The sequence below is a fragment of the Roseobacter litoralis Och 149 genome, assembly GCF_000154785.2.
Taxonomy (GTDB): Bacteria; Pseudomonadota; Alphaproteobacteria; order Rhodobacterales; family Rhodobacteraceae; genus Roseobacter; species Roseobacter litoralis.
Genome location: NC_015730.1, coordinates 300,707 through 315,776, shown reverse-complemented (window position 1 = coordinate 315,776; position 15,070 = coordinate 300,707). Strand labels below are relative to the sequence as shown.

Here is a 15,070-nt window from a genome sequence, read left to right as displayed (position 1 = left end):
GGGGCGGTATTGACCGGAACAACCGGCGGAATGCCCAAATAACATGCGGTCACATACCTCGACCGATGTGCAGAAATACCCTGAAAACGGTCCAAAATACAATACAACTAAAATGCAATTAAAGTTTGTGGTTAACCTGCATCATGCTGAGAGACCACAGAAATTAATTAAATAACTGAGAGCTGCGAACAGGATTTCTGACCAAATTGACGCGCCGTAAGGAAGGGCCGCAATTCACCGTCTGGCAGACCTCTAAACCTTTAATCTAAAATGATTATATATGCAGATACGACTGGCGTGTTGGCGTCCAAGGCACCACACCAACTTATGGAGCGCTGCTTGAGGGAGGGGTTTTCGCTTTTGATCCGCACGGTAAGCGCTTAAAACCAGCGCAACTTTGGGCGTATTTGCGTAGGAGAACGCGATGTTTATGACGCGGCGTAATTTCAACTTTGGCGCGTTAGCCCTCGCCATATCGGGCTGCGCGGCAAGCCCGTCCCTGAGCCCATCGACCACTGCCCTGCCCGATGATCTGAGACCCATTCCGAACAGTGCTTATGACGTCTGGGTGGCCAACTTTCAGCAACGTGCTCGTACAGCAGGCATCTCGGATGACACTCTGCGCCGCGCTTTTCAGGGCACGGGTTATCTGCCCGGTGTCGTGCGCCGTGACCGTAATCAAACTGAATTCAAGCGCTCCCTTGAGGACTATCTGTCCATCGCCGTGTCAGACGAACGCGTCGCGCAGGGTCGCGATGCGCGACGTCAATACGCCAGCGTTCTGGAAACACTTGAAGCGCGTTATGGGGTGGATGCAAACATCATCACGGCCATCTGGGGGTTGGAGAGTTTTTATGGGGCCCGGCGCGGAAACGTACCGGTCGTGTCGGCCACCTCCACGCTGGCGTTCGACGGTCGGCGGGGAGCATTCTTCGAAAAGCAACTCATCGAAGCCCTGCGTATTGTGCAAAGCGGCGACATCACGGCGGACCGCCTTGTTGGCAGCTGGGCCGGCGCGATGGGTCACACCCAGTTTATCCCGACCTCTTATCAGGCTTTTGCCGTGGACTTCACCGGGGACGGTCGCCGCGACATCTGGTCGGACGATCCGAGCGACGCGCTTGCATCTGCCGCCGCCTACCTTGAACGCAACGGATGGGTGCGCGGTCAACGGTGGGGCAACGAAGTGACTGGCGCGTCCTCTGGTACAATTATTCAACCACAGGAAAACGGCCCCCGGTTTGCGGTGAACCAGAATTTCCGCGTCATCAAACGCTACAATAACTCGGATGCCTATGCCATCGGCGTCGGGCACCTGTCTGATCGCATCGCAGGGCGTGGGCCGTTGGTCACGCCGTTCCCGCCCGATGAAAACGGCCTGACAAAGGATGACCGGATCGCCCTGCAAACTCGGCTGACCGCAAGGGGATTTGACACCCAAGGGTCCGACGGCGTGATCGGTCCAAATTCGCAAGCGGCCATTCGTGCCTATCAGGCCAGCCAAGGCTTGCCGGTGACAGGCGTCCCGTCCCAGCAGCTTCTTAGCGGTCTGTAATAGTCAGGCGCGGGCCCGCCCTGCCTCTTTCCAAAGCGCATATGAGTAAAGCGCCAAGGCACACCAGATCATGGGAAAGGCGATCATCCGCGCGCGGCCAAATTGCTCACCAAAGACAAAGACCGCAATCAGAAAGATCATTGTGGGTGCAATGTATTGCAGCATGCCAATCGTCGAAAGGCGCAACAATTTCGCGCCATTTGCATACAACATCAGGGGAACAGCCGTTACGGCACCACAGCCGACAAGCAGCCAGCTGTTAACCGCATTGCCCACCATAAAGTGCCCCGTGCCAGAGTACGCCAGATATGCGATGAACCCTGCAGCCGGGACAGAGAGCAGCAAGACCTCGAGCAAGAAACCTTGATTTGGCCCGATCGGGAGCGACCGTTTAAAGTATGCATAAAACCCCCACGTTCCGGTCAGCGCAAGCGCAACGATAGGGATGGAACCGCTTTCAACCGTCAGGATGACGACAGCAGACAAGGCCAGCGCAATGGATGCCCATTTGATTTTATCAAGCCGTTCCCCCAGCAAAACGGCGCCGAGAAAAACACTGAACAAGGGATTGATGTAGTATCCAAGAGCGGCCTCAAGCGCATTGCCCGAAACGATGGACCAAATGTAAATTCCCCAATTCGCTGAGATCAGCGCCGCAGTCACAGCCCCCATCGCAAGCATGCGCGGTGAGGCGAGCGCCGCGCGCAGGTCTTTCGTGCGACCAAGCGCAATGAGCACAACTGCGGCAATCGGGATCGACCAGACAACCCGGTGCGCCAGCACCTCAAGGGGTGACACATCGGCCAGCGACTTCATGTAGATCGGCAGGAACCCCCACAAAAAGTAAGCGGACACCGCAAAAGCAAAGCCCTGCGGCGTATCAACATGAGCGGATTTCAAACAAGGCCTCCGTCAAAGAACGCAGAATTGCGGGATTACATCGCCCTTAAACACGGATTGACCGGCGAGGCAATTGACTCTGTCTCGCGACCAATAATGTTGCTGCAATTCCGGACCTAACCGCGCCCGATCGGATACAGCACGACGCGTGTTTTCAGGGGGACGCGATCATATAGGTCAATCATCTGATCATTGATCAGACGCGCACATCCATTCGACACACGCCGACCGATGGTTTCGGGGTCATTGGTGCCGTGAATGCGCAAAAACGTGTCACCACGGCTTGGCGTAAACAGATAAAGCCCACGCGATCCCAGCGGGTTGTTGATCCCACCCGGCATCCCATCCGCAAACCGCGCATAGCTTTGCGGATCCCGTTCGATCATTTCTGGTGTTGGCGTCCAGCTTGGCCATTCCTTTTTGGCCCCGACGAAAAACTCGCCATGCTCATAAAGTTGCGTGCGCCCAATGCCGACCGCATAGCGGATCGCTTTCTTGTCAGGAAGCGTCCAATAGAGCGCATATTGCCCCGGATCGACATGAATTTCAAAAGGTTCAAGATCGTTCCTGAGGCGCACTTCGCGCGGCAAAAACTCTTCCGGCATGTTGTAATCGGGCAGCGTGACGGGCACTGCCGCTTCTGCCGCAACCACGCCCCCCATAATCACGCTCAATGCAGAACTTTGCAGAAACTCACGACGTTTCACTGGCCTCTCCCTTACAGATAATCATCATAGTACCAAATATAATTCCATCCCGCAGCTTCTGAGCATTCCCGTCGCCTCAAGCACGGCGCCGACCTTGCAATCGGATCCGAAGTATCAGCGGCCCCGACTGTACCGCCACACATGTTCCGGCGACGCATAGCATTACCCGCCTTAAAATCTGGTTTCTCGCGCAATGGAGTGCCACATCAACCCTGCCACGCCCGAATGAATGGAAAATCCCTCGCGGAGGTCAGCGCTAACGGGTGACACCCCATGGCGCAATAATCTTTCAAACATTAACCGACAATCCATTGGAGTCATTAACTTTTGGCAGATTGTCGCACTTGAAATTTACAATTAACCAAGATCAGGTAAAAATTATTTACAAAATAATCTTTATGAAACAGTTATATAGTTACTAATTTTCTATTTTCACGTAGAAGTTATTCAACAAAAGCACTGAGTAATATTTTTTAACCGCTCTGCGCTTCACCTGTTGAAATACTACTGTGAGGAGAAACCAATGACCAGAACACCCCACGTCACGTTATCGCAATACGGATCGTTGTATTCGGAGTCTGTTTCGGATTCTGAGGGGTTTTGGCGGCGTGAGGGGGGGCGGGTTGACTGGATCAAGCCTTTCACCAAGGTCAAGGATGTGAATTTCGATCTCGGCCATGTGTCGATCAACTGGTACGCGGATGGCACCTTGAATGTGGCGGCCAATTGCGTGGACCGGCATCTGGCCACGCGCGGCGATCAGACCGCGATCATCTGGGAGCCGGATGACCCCAAGGATGCCGCCAAACATATCACCTACAAGCAGTTGCACGCTTCGGTCTGCAAGATGGCCAATGTGCTGGAAAGCCTTGGCGTGCGGCGCGGCGACCGGGTGGTGATCTACCTGCCGATGATCCCCGAGGCGGCCTATGCGATGCTCGCCTGCGCGCGGATCGGCGCGATCCACTCCATCGTCTTTGCCGGGTTTTCGCCCGATGCGCTTTCGGCGCGGATCAATGGCTGTGACGCCAAACTCGTCATCACCGCCGATCACGCCCCGCGCGGCGGGCGGGCCACAGCCCTCAAATCCAACACGGACGCCGCCCTGCTGCACTGCAAGGACACGGTCAAATGCCTCGTCGTCAAGCGCACCGGCGGGCAGACCACCTGGATCGACGGGCGCGATTACGACTGCGGCGAGATGATGCTGGAGGCCTCGGATATCTCCCACCCCGCCGAGATGAACGCCGAAGACCCGCTGTTCATCCTCTATACCTCCGGCTCCACCGGCCAGCCCAAGGGCGTCGTGCACACTTCGGGCGGGTATTTGACCTATGCCGCCATGACCCATGAGATCGTGTTTGATTATCACGATGGCGACGTCTTCTGGTGCACGGCGGATGTGGGCTGGGTGACGGGCCACAGCTATATCGTCTACGGGCCGCTGGCCAATGGCGCGACCACCATCATGTTCGAGGGCGTGCCGACCTACCCCGATGCCAGCCGCTTCTGGCAGGTCTGCGAAAAGCATAAAGTAAACCAGTTCTACACTGCCCCCACCGCCATCCGCGCACTGATGGGACAGGGCAAATCCTTTGTCGAAGGGTGCGATCTGAGTGACCTCAAGGTGCTGGGCACCGTGGGTGAGCCGATCAATCCAGAGGCCTGGAACTGGTACAATGACGTCGTGGGCAAGGGCAAATGCCCCATCGTCGACACCTGGTGGCAGACCGAGACGGGCGGCCATCTGATGACCCCCCTGCCCGGCGCGCATGAGATGAAACCCGGCTCCGCGATGAAGCCCTTCTTTGGCATCAAGCCGATGGTGCTGGAGCCCGCCTCGGGCGAAGTCCTTGAGGGCAATGACGTGGAGGGCGTGTTGGTCATCGCCGACAGCTGGCCCGGCCAGATGCGCACCATCTGGGGCGATCACGAACGGTTCGAAAAGACCTACTTCTCTGATTACAAAGGCTATTACTTCACCGGGGATGGCTGCAAACGTGACGCAGACGGTGATTACTGGATCACGGGCCGCGTCGATGATGTGATCAACGTCTCAGGCCACCGCATGGGCACCGCAGAGGTCGAAAGCGCGCTGGTCGCCCACGCCAAAGTCGCCGAAGCCGCCGTCGTGGGATACCCCCACGCGATCAAGGGGCAAGGCATCTACTGCTACGTCACGCTCATGAACGGCGAAGAGCCCAGCGATGAACTCTATCAGGAATTGCGCAAATGGGTCCGCACCGAAATCGGCCCCATCGCGTCGCCTGACCTCATCCAATGGGCCCCCGGCCTGCCCAAAACACGCTCGGGCAAAATCATGCGCCGCATCTTACGCAAAATCGCCGAAGACGACTTCGCAACCCTCGGAGACACCTCAACCCTCGCAGACCCAACCGTCGTCACAGACCTCATCACAAACCGAATGAACAAACAGGACGCTTGATAAAATGGATGGATCACCACACCCAAACACCGCACCCGTTCTGATCCTGCTTGGCCCTCCGGGGGCAGGCAAGGGCACGCAGGCACGCATGCTGCAAGAAAAATTCGGACTTGTGCAACTCTCCACCGGTGACCTTTTGCGCGCCGCTGTGGCCGCGGGCACCACGGCCGGGATTGAAGCCAAGGCCGTTATGGCCGCAGGCGGGCTGGTCAGCGACGAAATCGTCCTGCAAGTCCTTGCTGACCGCTTGTCAGAACCCGATTGCACCTCTGGCGTGGTGCTGGACGGGTTTCCGCGCACAACGGGTCAGGCCGAGGCGCTGGATCAGATGCTTGCAACATCTGGCCAGCACATCAATGCCGCAATTGCGCTGGAAGTCGACAATGTCAAAATGGTCCTGCGCATTGCAGGCAGGTTTACATGTGGCGGCTGCGGCGAGGGATACCATGACACGTTCAAACCGACCAAGGTCGATGGTGTATGTGACGGATGTCAAAGCACAAATATGACCCGCCGTGCAGATGACAACGCCCAGACGGTGATGTCACGGCTCGATGCCTACGAAGAACAAACCGAGCCGCTGATTGCATATTATGACGGCAAGGGCGCGCTGCGGCGGGTGGATGCGATGGGGGACATCGCGGCCATCGCGCAGAGCATCGCGCAAATCGTTTCCAAAGTAACAGCCTAACAAATTGCGGGCCACATCCGGCCCGCGACAGCACTTAAAAAGGAGGAACGCCAAAATGGCAGAACAACAGACAAACTCAGACGGCCGGGCAGCGGAGGACGCGGGGGGCTATTGGACCGCGAACGTCCGCATGATCCGGATCAGTCTGGTCATATGGGCCGTCGTGTCCTTTGGCTTTGGCATTTTGCTGCGCCCGTTACTGTCAGGTATCGGCGTTGGCGGCACGGACCTGGGCTTCTGGTTTGCCCAGCAAGGCTCCATTCTCGTGTTTCTCGGCCTGATCTTTTTCTACGCCTGGCGGATGAACAAGCTCGACAAACAATATGGTGTGGAGGAATAGGCAATGGACCAGTTTACACTGAACCTGCTGTTTGTGGGCGCGTCTTTCGCGCTTTACATCGGCATTGCGGTCTGGGCCCGTGCGGGGTCGACCTCTGAATTCTATGCCGCGGGCCGGGGGGTTCACCCTGTCACCAACGGTATGGCCACGGCGGCGGACTGGATGTCTGCGGCGTCCTTCATTTCCATGGCGGGTCTGATTGCCTTTACCGGGTATGACAACTCATCCTTCCTGATGGGCTGGACGGGCGGCTATGTGCTGCTTGCGCTGCTCTTGGCGCCTTACCTGCGCAAGTTCGGCAAATTCACCGTGTCCGAGTTTATCGGTGATCGTTTCTACTCCCCCACGGCGCGTCTGGTTGCCGTGATCTGTCTGCTGGTGGCCTCGATCACCTATGTTATCGGACAGATGCAGGGTGTGGGCATCGCCTTTGGCCGCTTCCTTGAGATCGACGCCTTCTGGGGTCTGCTTTTGGGGTCCTGTGTCGTGTTCGCCTATGCGGTTTTCGGCGGCATGAAGGGCGTGACCTACACGCAGGTCGCACAATACTGTGTGTTGATCCTCGCCTATACGATCCCGGCTGTGTTCATCTCCCTGCAACTGACGGGTACGCCTATCCCTGCGCTGGGTCTCTTTTCTGAAACAGTCAATGCGGATGGCACCAGCAGCGGTGTTTACCTGCTGACCAAACTGGACCAGATCGTAACCGATCTTGGTTTTGCAAGCTACACTGAAGCGCACAAAGACAACCTGAACATGGTTCTCTTTACCCTGTCGCTGATGATCGGGACCGCCGGTTTGCCGCATGTCATCATGCGCTTCTTCACCGTGCCACGCGTATCTGACGCGCGCTGGTCGGCGGGCTGGACGCTTGTATTCATCGCGCTGCTCTATCTCACAGCCCCTGCGGTTGGTGCGATGGCACGCCTCAACATCTCTGAGATGATGTGGCCAAGTGGTGTGAACGGCGAAGCGGTGTCGGTTGAAACAATCGAATCCGACGAGCGGTATAACTGGATGCTGACGTGGCAGAAAACCGGTCTTCTCGATTGGGAAGACAAGAACGGCGACGGCAAGATCCAGTACTACAACGACAAGAACGACGCGATGGCTGAAAAAGCTGCGGCAAACGGCTGGGAAGGCAATGAGCTGACCAACTTCAACCGCGACATCCTCGTGTTGGCCAACCCTGAGATTGCGAACCTGCCGGGCTGGGTGATCGGTCTGGTGGCGGCGGGCGGTCTTGCGGCGGCCCTGTCCACAGCGGCGGGTTTGCTCCTGGCGATCTCTTCTGCGGTCAGTCATGACTTGCTCAAGGGGCAACTCACGCCGAATATGTCGGAAAAGTCGGAACTGTTGGCCGCAAGGATATCCATGGCGGTTGCAATTGTGGTCGCGGTCATACTGGGCCTCAATCCTCCGGGTTTTGCAGCGCAAACCGTGGCTCTGGCCTTTGGTCTCGCAGCGGCGTCAATCTTCCCTGCGCTGATGATGGGTATCTTCTCCAAGCGGGTGAACAACGTGGGCGCTGTTGCCGGTATGCTTGCCGGTCTGGTCTTCACGCTGGTCTACATCTTCCTACACAAAGGCTGGTTCTTTATCCCGGACACCAACTCCTTTGTTGATACGGCAGAGGGCAGCTTGCTGGGCATCCAGTCCACAGCAATCGGCGCGGTCGGTGCGGCGATCAACTTTGCGGTTGCCTTCGGTGTCTCTTCGATCACCAAGGAAACACCTCAGGAGATCAAGGACCTCGTGGAAAGTGTCCGCGTACCAGCCGGTGCTGGCGGTGCAGTAGATCACTAAACCTTTCGATTGGCCGGGAAACGCCTCGGCCAATCCACAAAATACACCTGCCCCGCGCACGATGGGGCAGGTGCCTTTCTTCAAGGATGTATCGATGAACGAAGACGCCCTGACCTTTCTGTCGCGCCAGCACCCATATGATGAGTTGCCCGCCGGTGTTCTCAACGATGTGGCCGCACAGGTTGAGAAACTCAGCGTCGCTGAAGGCGAGATGATCTATGCTTACGGCGAACCGCTTGAGGGGCTCTATATCATCCAATCCGGGCTGGTCGATGTCAGGGATCATTCAGACGCACAGGTCTCCATGCTGGAGCGCGGAAATTCCTTTGGCGAACGCGGCTTGCTTGCAGATGGCACCGCCGTCACGTCGGCCCGCGCCGTCAAGGACACGCTTTTGATCCGCGTGCCCGTCCCCCTTTTCAACACCCTGCGCACCGAACAATCCCCGTTCCAACGCTTTTTTGCACGCAGCAGCGCGCGGACCGACAAGAGCGCAACGCAGCAGACCAGCCTCGCGCAAGTGTCTGTTGATGCGCTGATGGTCCATAACCCAGTGACCTGCACGGCGGGCACCTCCGTCGTGGATGCGGCGGTTCTGATGACATCACGGCACATTTCATGCCTGTGCATCACCGAACAGGATCGTCTGACCGGCATCGTGACCCTGCGTGATCTTGTGGGCAAAGCGCTTGCGGCAGGTCTGCCCCCGCAAACGCCGCTGAGCGACATCATCCAGAACGAACCCGTGTCACTGCCACCGACCGCTATCGGTTCGGACGTGCTGCATATGATGATGGAATACAACCTTGGCCATTTGCCGATTGTCGATGCGGGCAAGCTGGTCGGGATCGTCACGCAAACCGACCTTACCCGCTATCAGGCGACAACTGCCGCCGGGCTGGTTGCCGACGCAGCACGCGCCCAAAGCGTTGAGGCGCTTGCGGACATCACGGGCCGTATTCCGGCGTTGCTGGTGCAATTGGTTGCGGCCGGAAACCGGCATGACGTCGTGACGCGCATGATCACCGATATCGCGGATGTGGTGACCCGCAGATTGCTGAGCATGGCGCAGGAAAAACTCGGACCCGCACCGCTGCGGTATCTGTGGCTCGCCTGCGGATCACAAGGGCGGCAGGAACAGACAGGTGTGTCGGATCAGGACAATTGCCTGATCCTTGAGGATGGCGCATCGCAGGGTGACATCGCCTATTTTCGCGATATGGCCACCTTTGTCAGCGACGGGTTGAACGCCTGCGGCTACGTCTATTGCCCCGGTGACATGATGGCCACGAACGCGCGCTGGTGCCAGCCGCTGTCCGTGTGGAAGGAGTATTTCGCAGGCTGGATCAAAAGCCCCAGCAAAGAGGCGCAGATGCTTGCCTCGGTGATGTTTGACCTGCGCCCCATCGGCGGGGATGCCAGCCTGTTCCACGGGCTGCAACAAAGCACGCTGCGCATGGCTGCAAAGAACTCGATCTTCACCGCCCATATGGCCAGCAATTCGCTGACCCATCAGACACCACTTGGGCTGTTGCGCGGTCTGGCCACCATCAGTTCGGGCGATCATCGCAAAACGATTGATACCAAGCTGAACGGTGTGGTGCCGGTTGTCGATCTGGGGCGCATGTATGCGCTGCAAGGGCAATTGACGCAGGCCAACACCCGCGCGCGCCTCAAAGCCGCGCTGAGCAACAAGATCATCAGCGCCAAGGGCGGACGCGACCTGCTGGAAGCCTATGATCTGGTTGCACAGACGCGGCTTGAACATCAGGCGCGGCTGATCAAGGAGGGCAAGGCACCCGACAACTACCTGCCCCCGGCCCGCCTGTCGGATTTCGAACGCAGTCACCTGCGGGACGCTTTTGTCGTGATCAAAACAATGCAGTCGGCTTTGATGCAAGGACGTGGCATCTTGGGCTGATATCTACGGCAATTCTCGGGGAGGAGAAGGCTCATGTTTTTCGAATTGATCGGCACGATTATCGCAGGTGTTGCCATGGCGCTGCTTGTCTGGGCCGTGAACCGGACTCTGCTCAAAGGGCGTTTGCCCAGCTGGCTGGTGCCGGTGTCCGCAGGTCTGGCCATGATCGTGGCGACAATCTCCAGCGAATACGGCTGGTTTGCCCGCACGCAGGCCAATATGCCCGAAGGGTTCGTCGTCGCGCAGAGCGTGGAGGAACAGGTTTTCTACCGGCCATGGACCTATGCGGTGCCCTATGTCAGTCGCTTTGTGGCCGTGGATCAGGCGACCATGCGCAAACACGCCGAACAACCCGGTCAGCGCATCGTCGATCTGGTGTTCTATGGCCGCTGGGCGCGCACGGCCAAGGTGCCTGTGCTGTTTGACTGCACGCAAAGTCGGCGCGCTGACATCATTGACGGCGTGGAATTTGGCGACAACGGTGAAGCACTCGGCGTTGACTGGATCGCCGTCAGTGCCAGCGATCCAATCCTGAGGGTCGCCTGCGAGGAGGTGTGACATGAAAAACCTCAGCCTCCGGCTCCGGGTCTTTCTGTTCTTTTGCCTGACTGCCATTGGCAGTATCGCGATCTGCCTTGGCGCGCTTTACATGGGGTTTCGCCAGTTGGGGGAGGGTGATGCGCTGTCGGCCTTCATCACGTCAGGTGTGATCGCGGGCTTTGGCATTCTGGGTCTAGTGGTCCTGATCTGGCTTTTGTTCGACGAAAACGTCAGCAAACCGATCGAGGCATTGGCCGCCAGTTTGCGCGTGCGCACCCACGTCGATATCGGCACAGAAATCGAAGAGGAAACCGCGAAATACCTTGGTGATCTGGCACCGGCTGTCTGTGCGATCCACCGCAAGCTCAGGGACGAGACGCGCGCCTCCTCCGAGGCGGTGGTGGAACGCACCGCGCGGCTGGATGCGCAGCGCTCGCAACTGTTGCAAATCCTGTCTGACATTCCCGTCGCCGTGATCGTGGCGCGACAGGATCACCACATCATCCTCTATGACGGGCAGGCCGCCGACCTGATGGAACGGGAATGCCCTGCCCGCCTCAAAGGATCGGTGTTTGACTACCTTGACAAACAATCCGTGATTGAGGCCCTGGCTGCGCTGAAAAAACAAAACGCCCTGCGCCATGAGATCGCCCTCAAAGGCCGCTCCGGCGCGGTTTACAAAGGCCACATCCGGGTTTTTGGGGCAGATGCGGGCTACACCTTGATGCTGGAACCACTGCGCCCCGATGCCGCGCGCCCGCTGGTCTATGACTTTGACCTGCTCGACATCGAAGAACCTACATCGCTGGATCAAACCAGACTGCGTGATCTGACATTCGTTGTTTTTGACAGCGAAACGACCGGTCTTGATCCACATACGGACGAAGTTGTGCAACTGGGCGCCGTGCGTGTCGTCAACGGCAAGATCATCGAAGGCGAAGTCTTTGATACGCTGGTCAATCCCGGCCGGACCATCCCGCCGGGGTCCACGGCGGTGCATCAGATCAATGATGCCATGGTCGCCGATGCGCCGGGCTTTGATGTCGCCTGCCGCGCGTTCCACCAATTCGCCGAACACGCTGTGATCGTCGCCCATAACGCCCCCTTTGATATGGCATTCCTCAGACGCCAGTGTCGAAATCAGGACTACGCGTTCGACAACCCCGTTCTAGACACGGTGCATCTGTCCGCGGTGGTTTTTGGCGGCTCGGCAGAACATACGCTGGATGCCTTATGCAACCGTCTGAACGTGCATATCCCCGATGACGTGCGCCACACCGGGCTTGGCGATGCGCTTGCCACGGCCAAGGCGCTGGTTGCGCTGATCCCGGTGCTTGAGGCGCGGGGTTTTACAACTTTTGAACAGGTCCGCGCGGAAATTCAGAAACACAGCCGCATTCTGAAGGTTGAAGCCTAAAGCGTCATGCGAAAAGCCTGAATCACATAACGCTGCCTGAAATCAAGGATTTCAACGCGTTACGTGATACTTGATGTTTCAGGTATTTCGTCAGACGCTCTAACGCAATCCTCGCCTGCGCCAGAGCCAGCCGTGCAGCGCAAGGTAGGGCAGATAGAACGCAAAGACCTGAATGACATCAAACGGTCCGGAAAAGTCATCCCGTGACCCAAGCCCACCGGTCAGGATTTCCCAAACGCCGTAATGCACGCGGTAGAGCCATGAGGCCAGCGCGAGGATCACCAGACGTTCGGCCCAAAGCCGGTGAAGTGGGTGCCGCAACCGCGCATAGCGCACCGTCTGGACAGCGGCCAAAAGCATCAAGATGCCATATAGCGCAAAGCCGGTGCTCATGACCGGGCCACCGATCGTACCTTGCAGCGCAATATACATCAGCCCGCCAAGGCTGGTGAGGACGGCCGCACTGACAAGGACATACCCCAAAATGCGGTGTAGCAGGGCAGCGCGCTGGCGCAAAACCCGCGACAACTGCAGCGGCGCGAGCGCGGTGATCAAACCACCCGCGATCATGTGACCGTAGACCGCGATATTGCTCAGCGCGGCACCACCGTGAAACAGTCGGGACAGTGCCTGTTCGCCCGGATCGTTCAGCGCCATGCCGCGCGCCAACGCATAATAGGCAAAGGGCAGCGCAAAAAGGATCAGGACAGCCACAAACAGCGTATTGCCCACGGGTCTCTTTGTGCTCTCAGGTATCATGGGGCCGAGTTGAACACGCCACGTCCCACTTTGAAAAGCGCTTTGCGTCTAAAGCGATGCCGTGATCCCGCCATCCACAAAAACGGTCGTCCCATTGACAAAAGATGACGCATCCGATGCCAGAAAAATACAGGTGCCGACCAGTTCCTCGACCTTGCCCCATCGGCCCGCAGGGGTGCGTTTTTCAAGCCACGTCGTGAACTCAGGGTCCGCGACCAATGCGGCATTCAGCGGCGTGTCGAAATACCCCGGCGCCAGCCCATTGCACTGCAACCCGTATTGCGCCCAGTCGGTGGCCATGCCTTTGGTCAAGTTCGCAACCGCACCCTTGGTCATCGTGTAAGGCGCAATGCCGGGCCGTGCCAGCGCGGTCTGCACCGAGGCGATATTGATGATCTTGCCCTTGCCCCGGCTGATCATATGGCGCGCGCAGGCTTGGCCCACATGGAAAACACTGGCGATGTTTGTTTGCATCAGCTTTTCAAAGGCATCCGCGGGGAAATCCTCAAGGGCGGTGCGGTGCTGCATTCCGGCATTATTCACCAGAATATCAATCGCCCCATGCTCGGCCTCGAACCCGTCCACAGCCGCGCGCACACCCTCGTGGTCCGTTGCATCAAAGGGCAGCTGGTGCGTCCCCTCGCCTAACTGCGCGGCGGCAGCGGCCAGCTTAGCAGTGTCCCGCCCGTTCAGCACGATGTCAGCGCCCGCCGCTTGCAGTCCCTTTGCGAGTGCAAAGCCAATGCCTTGCGACGATCCGGTGATCAGGGCGCGGCGGCCCGTCAGGTCAAATAGGCTAAGGCTCATGATATTCCTCTTTGTGCTCGACAATTGCGATCCGTCCCGCTTATTTTACCCCCAACCCTCAAAGTCAAGGATGCCGGGCACCCCGCCCCTTGAACAGCCCAAAGAGACCTCTATGAAATCGCTTGTTATCCACGGCGCGCATGATTTGCGCATTGAAGAGCATGAGCCACAGACCCTTGGTGCCGGACAGGTTCAGATTGCGCTGGCGACCGGGGGCATCTGCGGATCGGATCTGCACTACTATCACAATGGTGGCTTTGGCACGGTACGCCTCAAGGAACCCATGGTGCTGGGTCATGAAGTATCCGGGCATATCACAGCACTTGGCGCCGCGGTCAGCGGGCTTGAGGTCGGGCAGTTGGTGGCGGTGTCACCCTCGCGCCCCTGTGGCGCCTGCTGCTATTGTGCTGAAGGGATGCGCAACCAATGCCTGAACATGCGGTTTTACGGCTCCGCCATGCCGTTCCCGCATATTCAGGGGGCATTCCGGCAGGTGCTGGTCGCGGATGCCGCGCAATGTGCCGTGGCCGACGGTTTATCCGCTGGCGAAGCTGCCATGGCCGAACCCCTGGCCGTCTGTCTGCATGCCGCCCGTCAAGCCGGCCCGCTGCTGGGCAAACGCGTGTTGGTGACAGGCTGCGGCCCCATCGGGTTGCTGAGCATTCTGGTTGCCCGCCGCGCGGGTGCGACGGAAATCGTCGCGACGGACCTGACCGATTTCACGCTGCGGATGGCTGCCGCACAGGGGGCGGATGTCACGATCAACGGCGCGACCGATCCCGACAGATTGGCGACCTATCAAGCGGGCAAGGGCACCTTTGACGTGCTGTTTGAATGCACGGGCGTGGCCGCCGCACTGGCTGGCGGGATCGCGGCCCTGCGTCCGGGTGGCATCATTGTGCAACTGGGGTTGGGCGGAGACATGACCCTGCCGGTGCAGGCATTGACGGCCAAGGAGTTGCAACTGCGCGGCTCGTTCCGCTTTCACGAAGAGTTCTTTACCGGTGTGGCGCTGATGCAAAAGGGGCTGATTGACGTAAAGCCCCTGATCACGCAAACGCTACCGCTGGCAGATGCCATCGCCGCCTTTGATCTGGCCAGCGACAGAACACAAGCGATGAAGGCTCAGATCAGTTTTGCCTGACTTCCCGACCTTCTTGCACACGCAAAGCAGTGCTGCG

Annotated in this window: 13 protein-coding genes; 9 read left to right on the top strand and 4 right to left on the bottom strand. The window is 58.3% G+C overall.

The window, feature by feature from the left end; all coding sequences use genetic code 11:
- The first annotated feature begins 424 nt into the window (after nt 1-424).
- Complete coding sequence (locus RLO149_RS01555) at nt 425-1,555, top strand: lytic murein transglycosylase (protein WP_013960288.1); 1,131 nt, start codon at nt 425-427, stop codon at nt 1,553-1,555.
- Nucleotides 1,556-1,558: 3 nt separating this feature from the next.
- On the opposite strand, the gene rarD is transcribed toward RLO149_RS01555, so the two are convergent.
- Together rarD and RLO149_RS01545 are read right to left on the bottom strand one after the other, a co-directional pair.
- The gene (rarD, locus tag RLO149_RS01550; protein WP_013960287.1) at nt 1,559-2,455 is read right to left on the bottom strand and encodes an EamA family transporter RarD; all 897 of its coding nucleotides are present in this window, start codon (nt 2,453-2,455) and stop codon (nt 1,559-1,561) included.
- 116 nt (nt 2,456-2,571) lie between these two features.
- Complete coding sequence (locus tag RLO149_RS01545) at nt 2,572-3,162, bottom strand: L,D-transpeptidase (RefSeq protein WP_013960286.1); 591 nt, start codon at nt 3,160-3,162, stop codon at nt 2,572-2,574.
- Nucleotides 3,163-3,658: 496 nt separating this feature from the next.
- Here RLO149_RS01545 and acs point away from each other — a divergent pair, with 496 nt between their 5' ends.
- The 7 genes from acs to RLO149_RS01510 all read left to right on the top strand — a co-directional run bounded on the left by acs (nt 3,659) and on the right by RLO149_RS01510 (nt 12,323).
- Complete coding sequence (acs, locus tag RLO149_RS01540; RefSeq protein WP_425357857.1) at nt 3,659-5,608, top strand: acetate--CoA ligase; 1,950 nt, start codon at nt 3,659-3,661, stop codon at nt 5,606-5,608.
- 4 nt (nt 5,609-5,612) lie between these two features.
- The gene (locus RLO149_RS01535) at nt 5,613-6,299 is read left to right on the top strand and encodes an adenylate kinase (protein WP_013960284.1); all 687 of its coding nucleotides are present in this window, start codon (nt 5,613-5,615) and stop codon (nt 6,297-6,299) included.
- A 55-nt stretch (nt 6,300-6,354) separates the two neighbouring features.
- Nucleotides 6,355-6,639 (top strand): DUF4212 domain-containing protein, encoded by a 285-nt coding sequence (locus RLO149_RS01530; protein WP_013960283.1) that lies wholly within the window; start codon nt 6,355-6,357, stop codon nt 6,637-6,639.
- A gap of 3 nt (nt 6,640-6,642) precedes the next feature.
- Nucleotides 6,643-8,445, top strand: coding sequence for a sodium:solute symporter family protein (locus tag RLO149_RS01525; protein WP_013960282.1), 1,803 nt, complete (start codon nt 6,643-6,645; stop codon nt 8,443-8,445).
- 94 nt (nt 8,446-8,539) lie between these two features.
- Nucleotides 8,540-10,366, top strand: coding sequence for a DUF294 nucleotidyltransferase-like domain-containing protein (locus RLO149_RS01520; RefSeq protein WP_013960281.1), 1,827 nt, complete (start codon nt 8,540-8,542; stop codon nt 10,364-10,366).
- Nucleotides 10,367-10,399: 33 nt separating this feature from the next.
- Nucleotides 10,400-10,924, top strand: coding sequence for a hypothetical protein (locus tag RLO149_RS01515; protein WP_013960280.1), 525 nt, complete (start codon nt 10,400-10,402; stop codon nt 10,922-10,924).
- 1 nt (nt 10,925) lies between these two features.
- Nucleotides 10,926-12,323 (top strand): 3'-5' exonuclease, encoded by a 1,398-nt coding sequence (locus RLO149_RS01510; RefSeq protein ID WP_013960279.1) that lies wholly within the window; start codon nt 10,926-10,928, stop codon nt 12,321-12,323.
- A gap of 99 nt (nt 12,324-12,422) precedes the next feature.
- Here the strand turns inward: RLO149_RS01510 and RLO149_RS01505 are convergent, their stop codons facing one another.
- Both RLO149_RS01505 and RLO149_RS01500 read right to left on the bottom strand, forming a co-directional pair.
- The gene (locus tag RLO149_RS01505; RefSeq protein ID WP_013960278.1) at nt 12,423-13,082 is read right to left on the bottom strand and encodes a DUF2306 domain-containing protein; all 660 of its coding nucleotides are present in this window, start codon (nt 13,080-13,082) and stop codon (nt 12,423-12,425) included.
- A gap of 48 nt (nt 13,083-13,130) precedes the next feature.
- Nucleotides 13,131-13,889 (bottom strand): SDR family oxidoreductase, encoded by a 759-nt coding sequence (locus RLO149_RS01500; protein ID WP_013960277.1) that lies wholly within the window; start codon nt 13,887-13,889, stop codon nt 13,131-13,133.
- Nucleotides 13,890-14,001: 112 nt separating this feature from the next.
- Between RLO149_RS01500 and RLO149_RS01495 the strand changes: the two genes are divergently transcribed.
- Nucleotides 14,002-15,033, top strand: a complete 1,032-nt coding sequence (locus RLO149_RS01495) for an L-idonate 5-dehydrogenase (protein ID WP_013960276.1) — start codon at nt 14,002-14,004, stop codon at nt 15,031-15,033.
- Nucleotides 15,034-15,070: the final 37 nt, after the last annotated feature.

Coding starts and splice junctions, on each gene's coding strand:
- RLO149_RS01555 (WP_013960288.1), top strand. CDS start 425: ATGTTTATGACGCGGCGTAATTTCAACTTTGGCGCGTTAGCCCTCGCC.
- RLO149_RS01535 (WP_013960284.1), top strand. CDS start 5,613: ATGGATGGATCACCACACCCAAACACCGCACCCGTTCTGATCCTGCTT.
- RLO149_RS01530 (WP_013960283.1), top strand. CDS start 6,355: ATGGCAGAACAACAGACAAACTCAGACGGCCGGGCAGCGGAGGACGCG.
- RLO149_RS01525 (WP_013960282.1), top strand. CDS start 6,643: ATGGACCAGTTTACACTGAACCTGCTGTTTGTGGGCGCGTCTTTCGCG.
- RLO149_RS01520 (WP_013960281.1), top strand. CDS start 8,540: ATGAACGAAGACGCCCTGACCTTTCTGTCGCGCCAGCACCCATATGAT.
- RLO149_RS01515 (WP_013960280.1), top strand. CDS start 10,400: ATGTTTTTCGAATTGATCGGCACGATTATCGCAGGTGTTGCCATGGCG.
- RLO149_RS01510 (WP_013960279.1), top strand. CDS start 10,926: ATGAAAAACCTCAGCCTCCGGCTCCGGGTCTTTCTGTTCTTTTGCCTG.
- RLO149_RS01505 (WP_013960278.1), bottom strand. CDS start 13,082: ATGATACCTGAGAGCACAAAGAGACCCGTGGGCAATACGCTGTTTGTG.
- RLO149_RS01500 (WP_013960277.1), bottom strand. CDS start 13,889: ATGAGCCTTAGCCTATTTGACCTGACGGGCCGCCGCGCCCTGATCACC.
- RLO149_RS01495 (WP_013960276.1), top strand. CDS start 14,002: ATGAAATCGCTTGTTATCCACGGCGCGCATGATTTGCGCATTGAAGAG.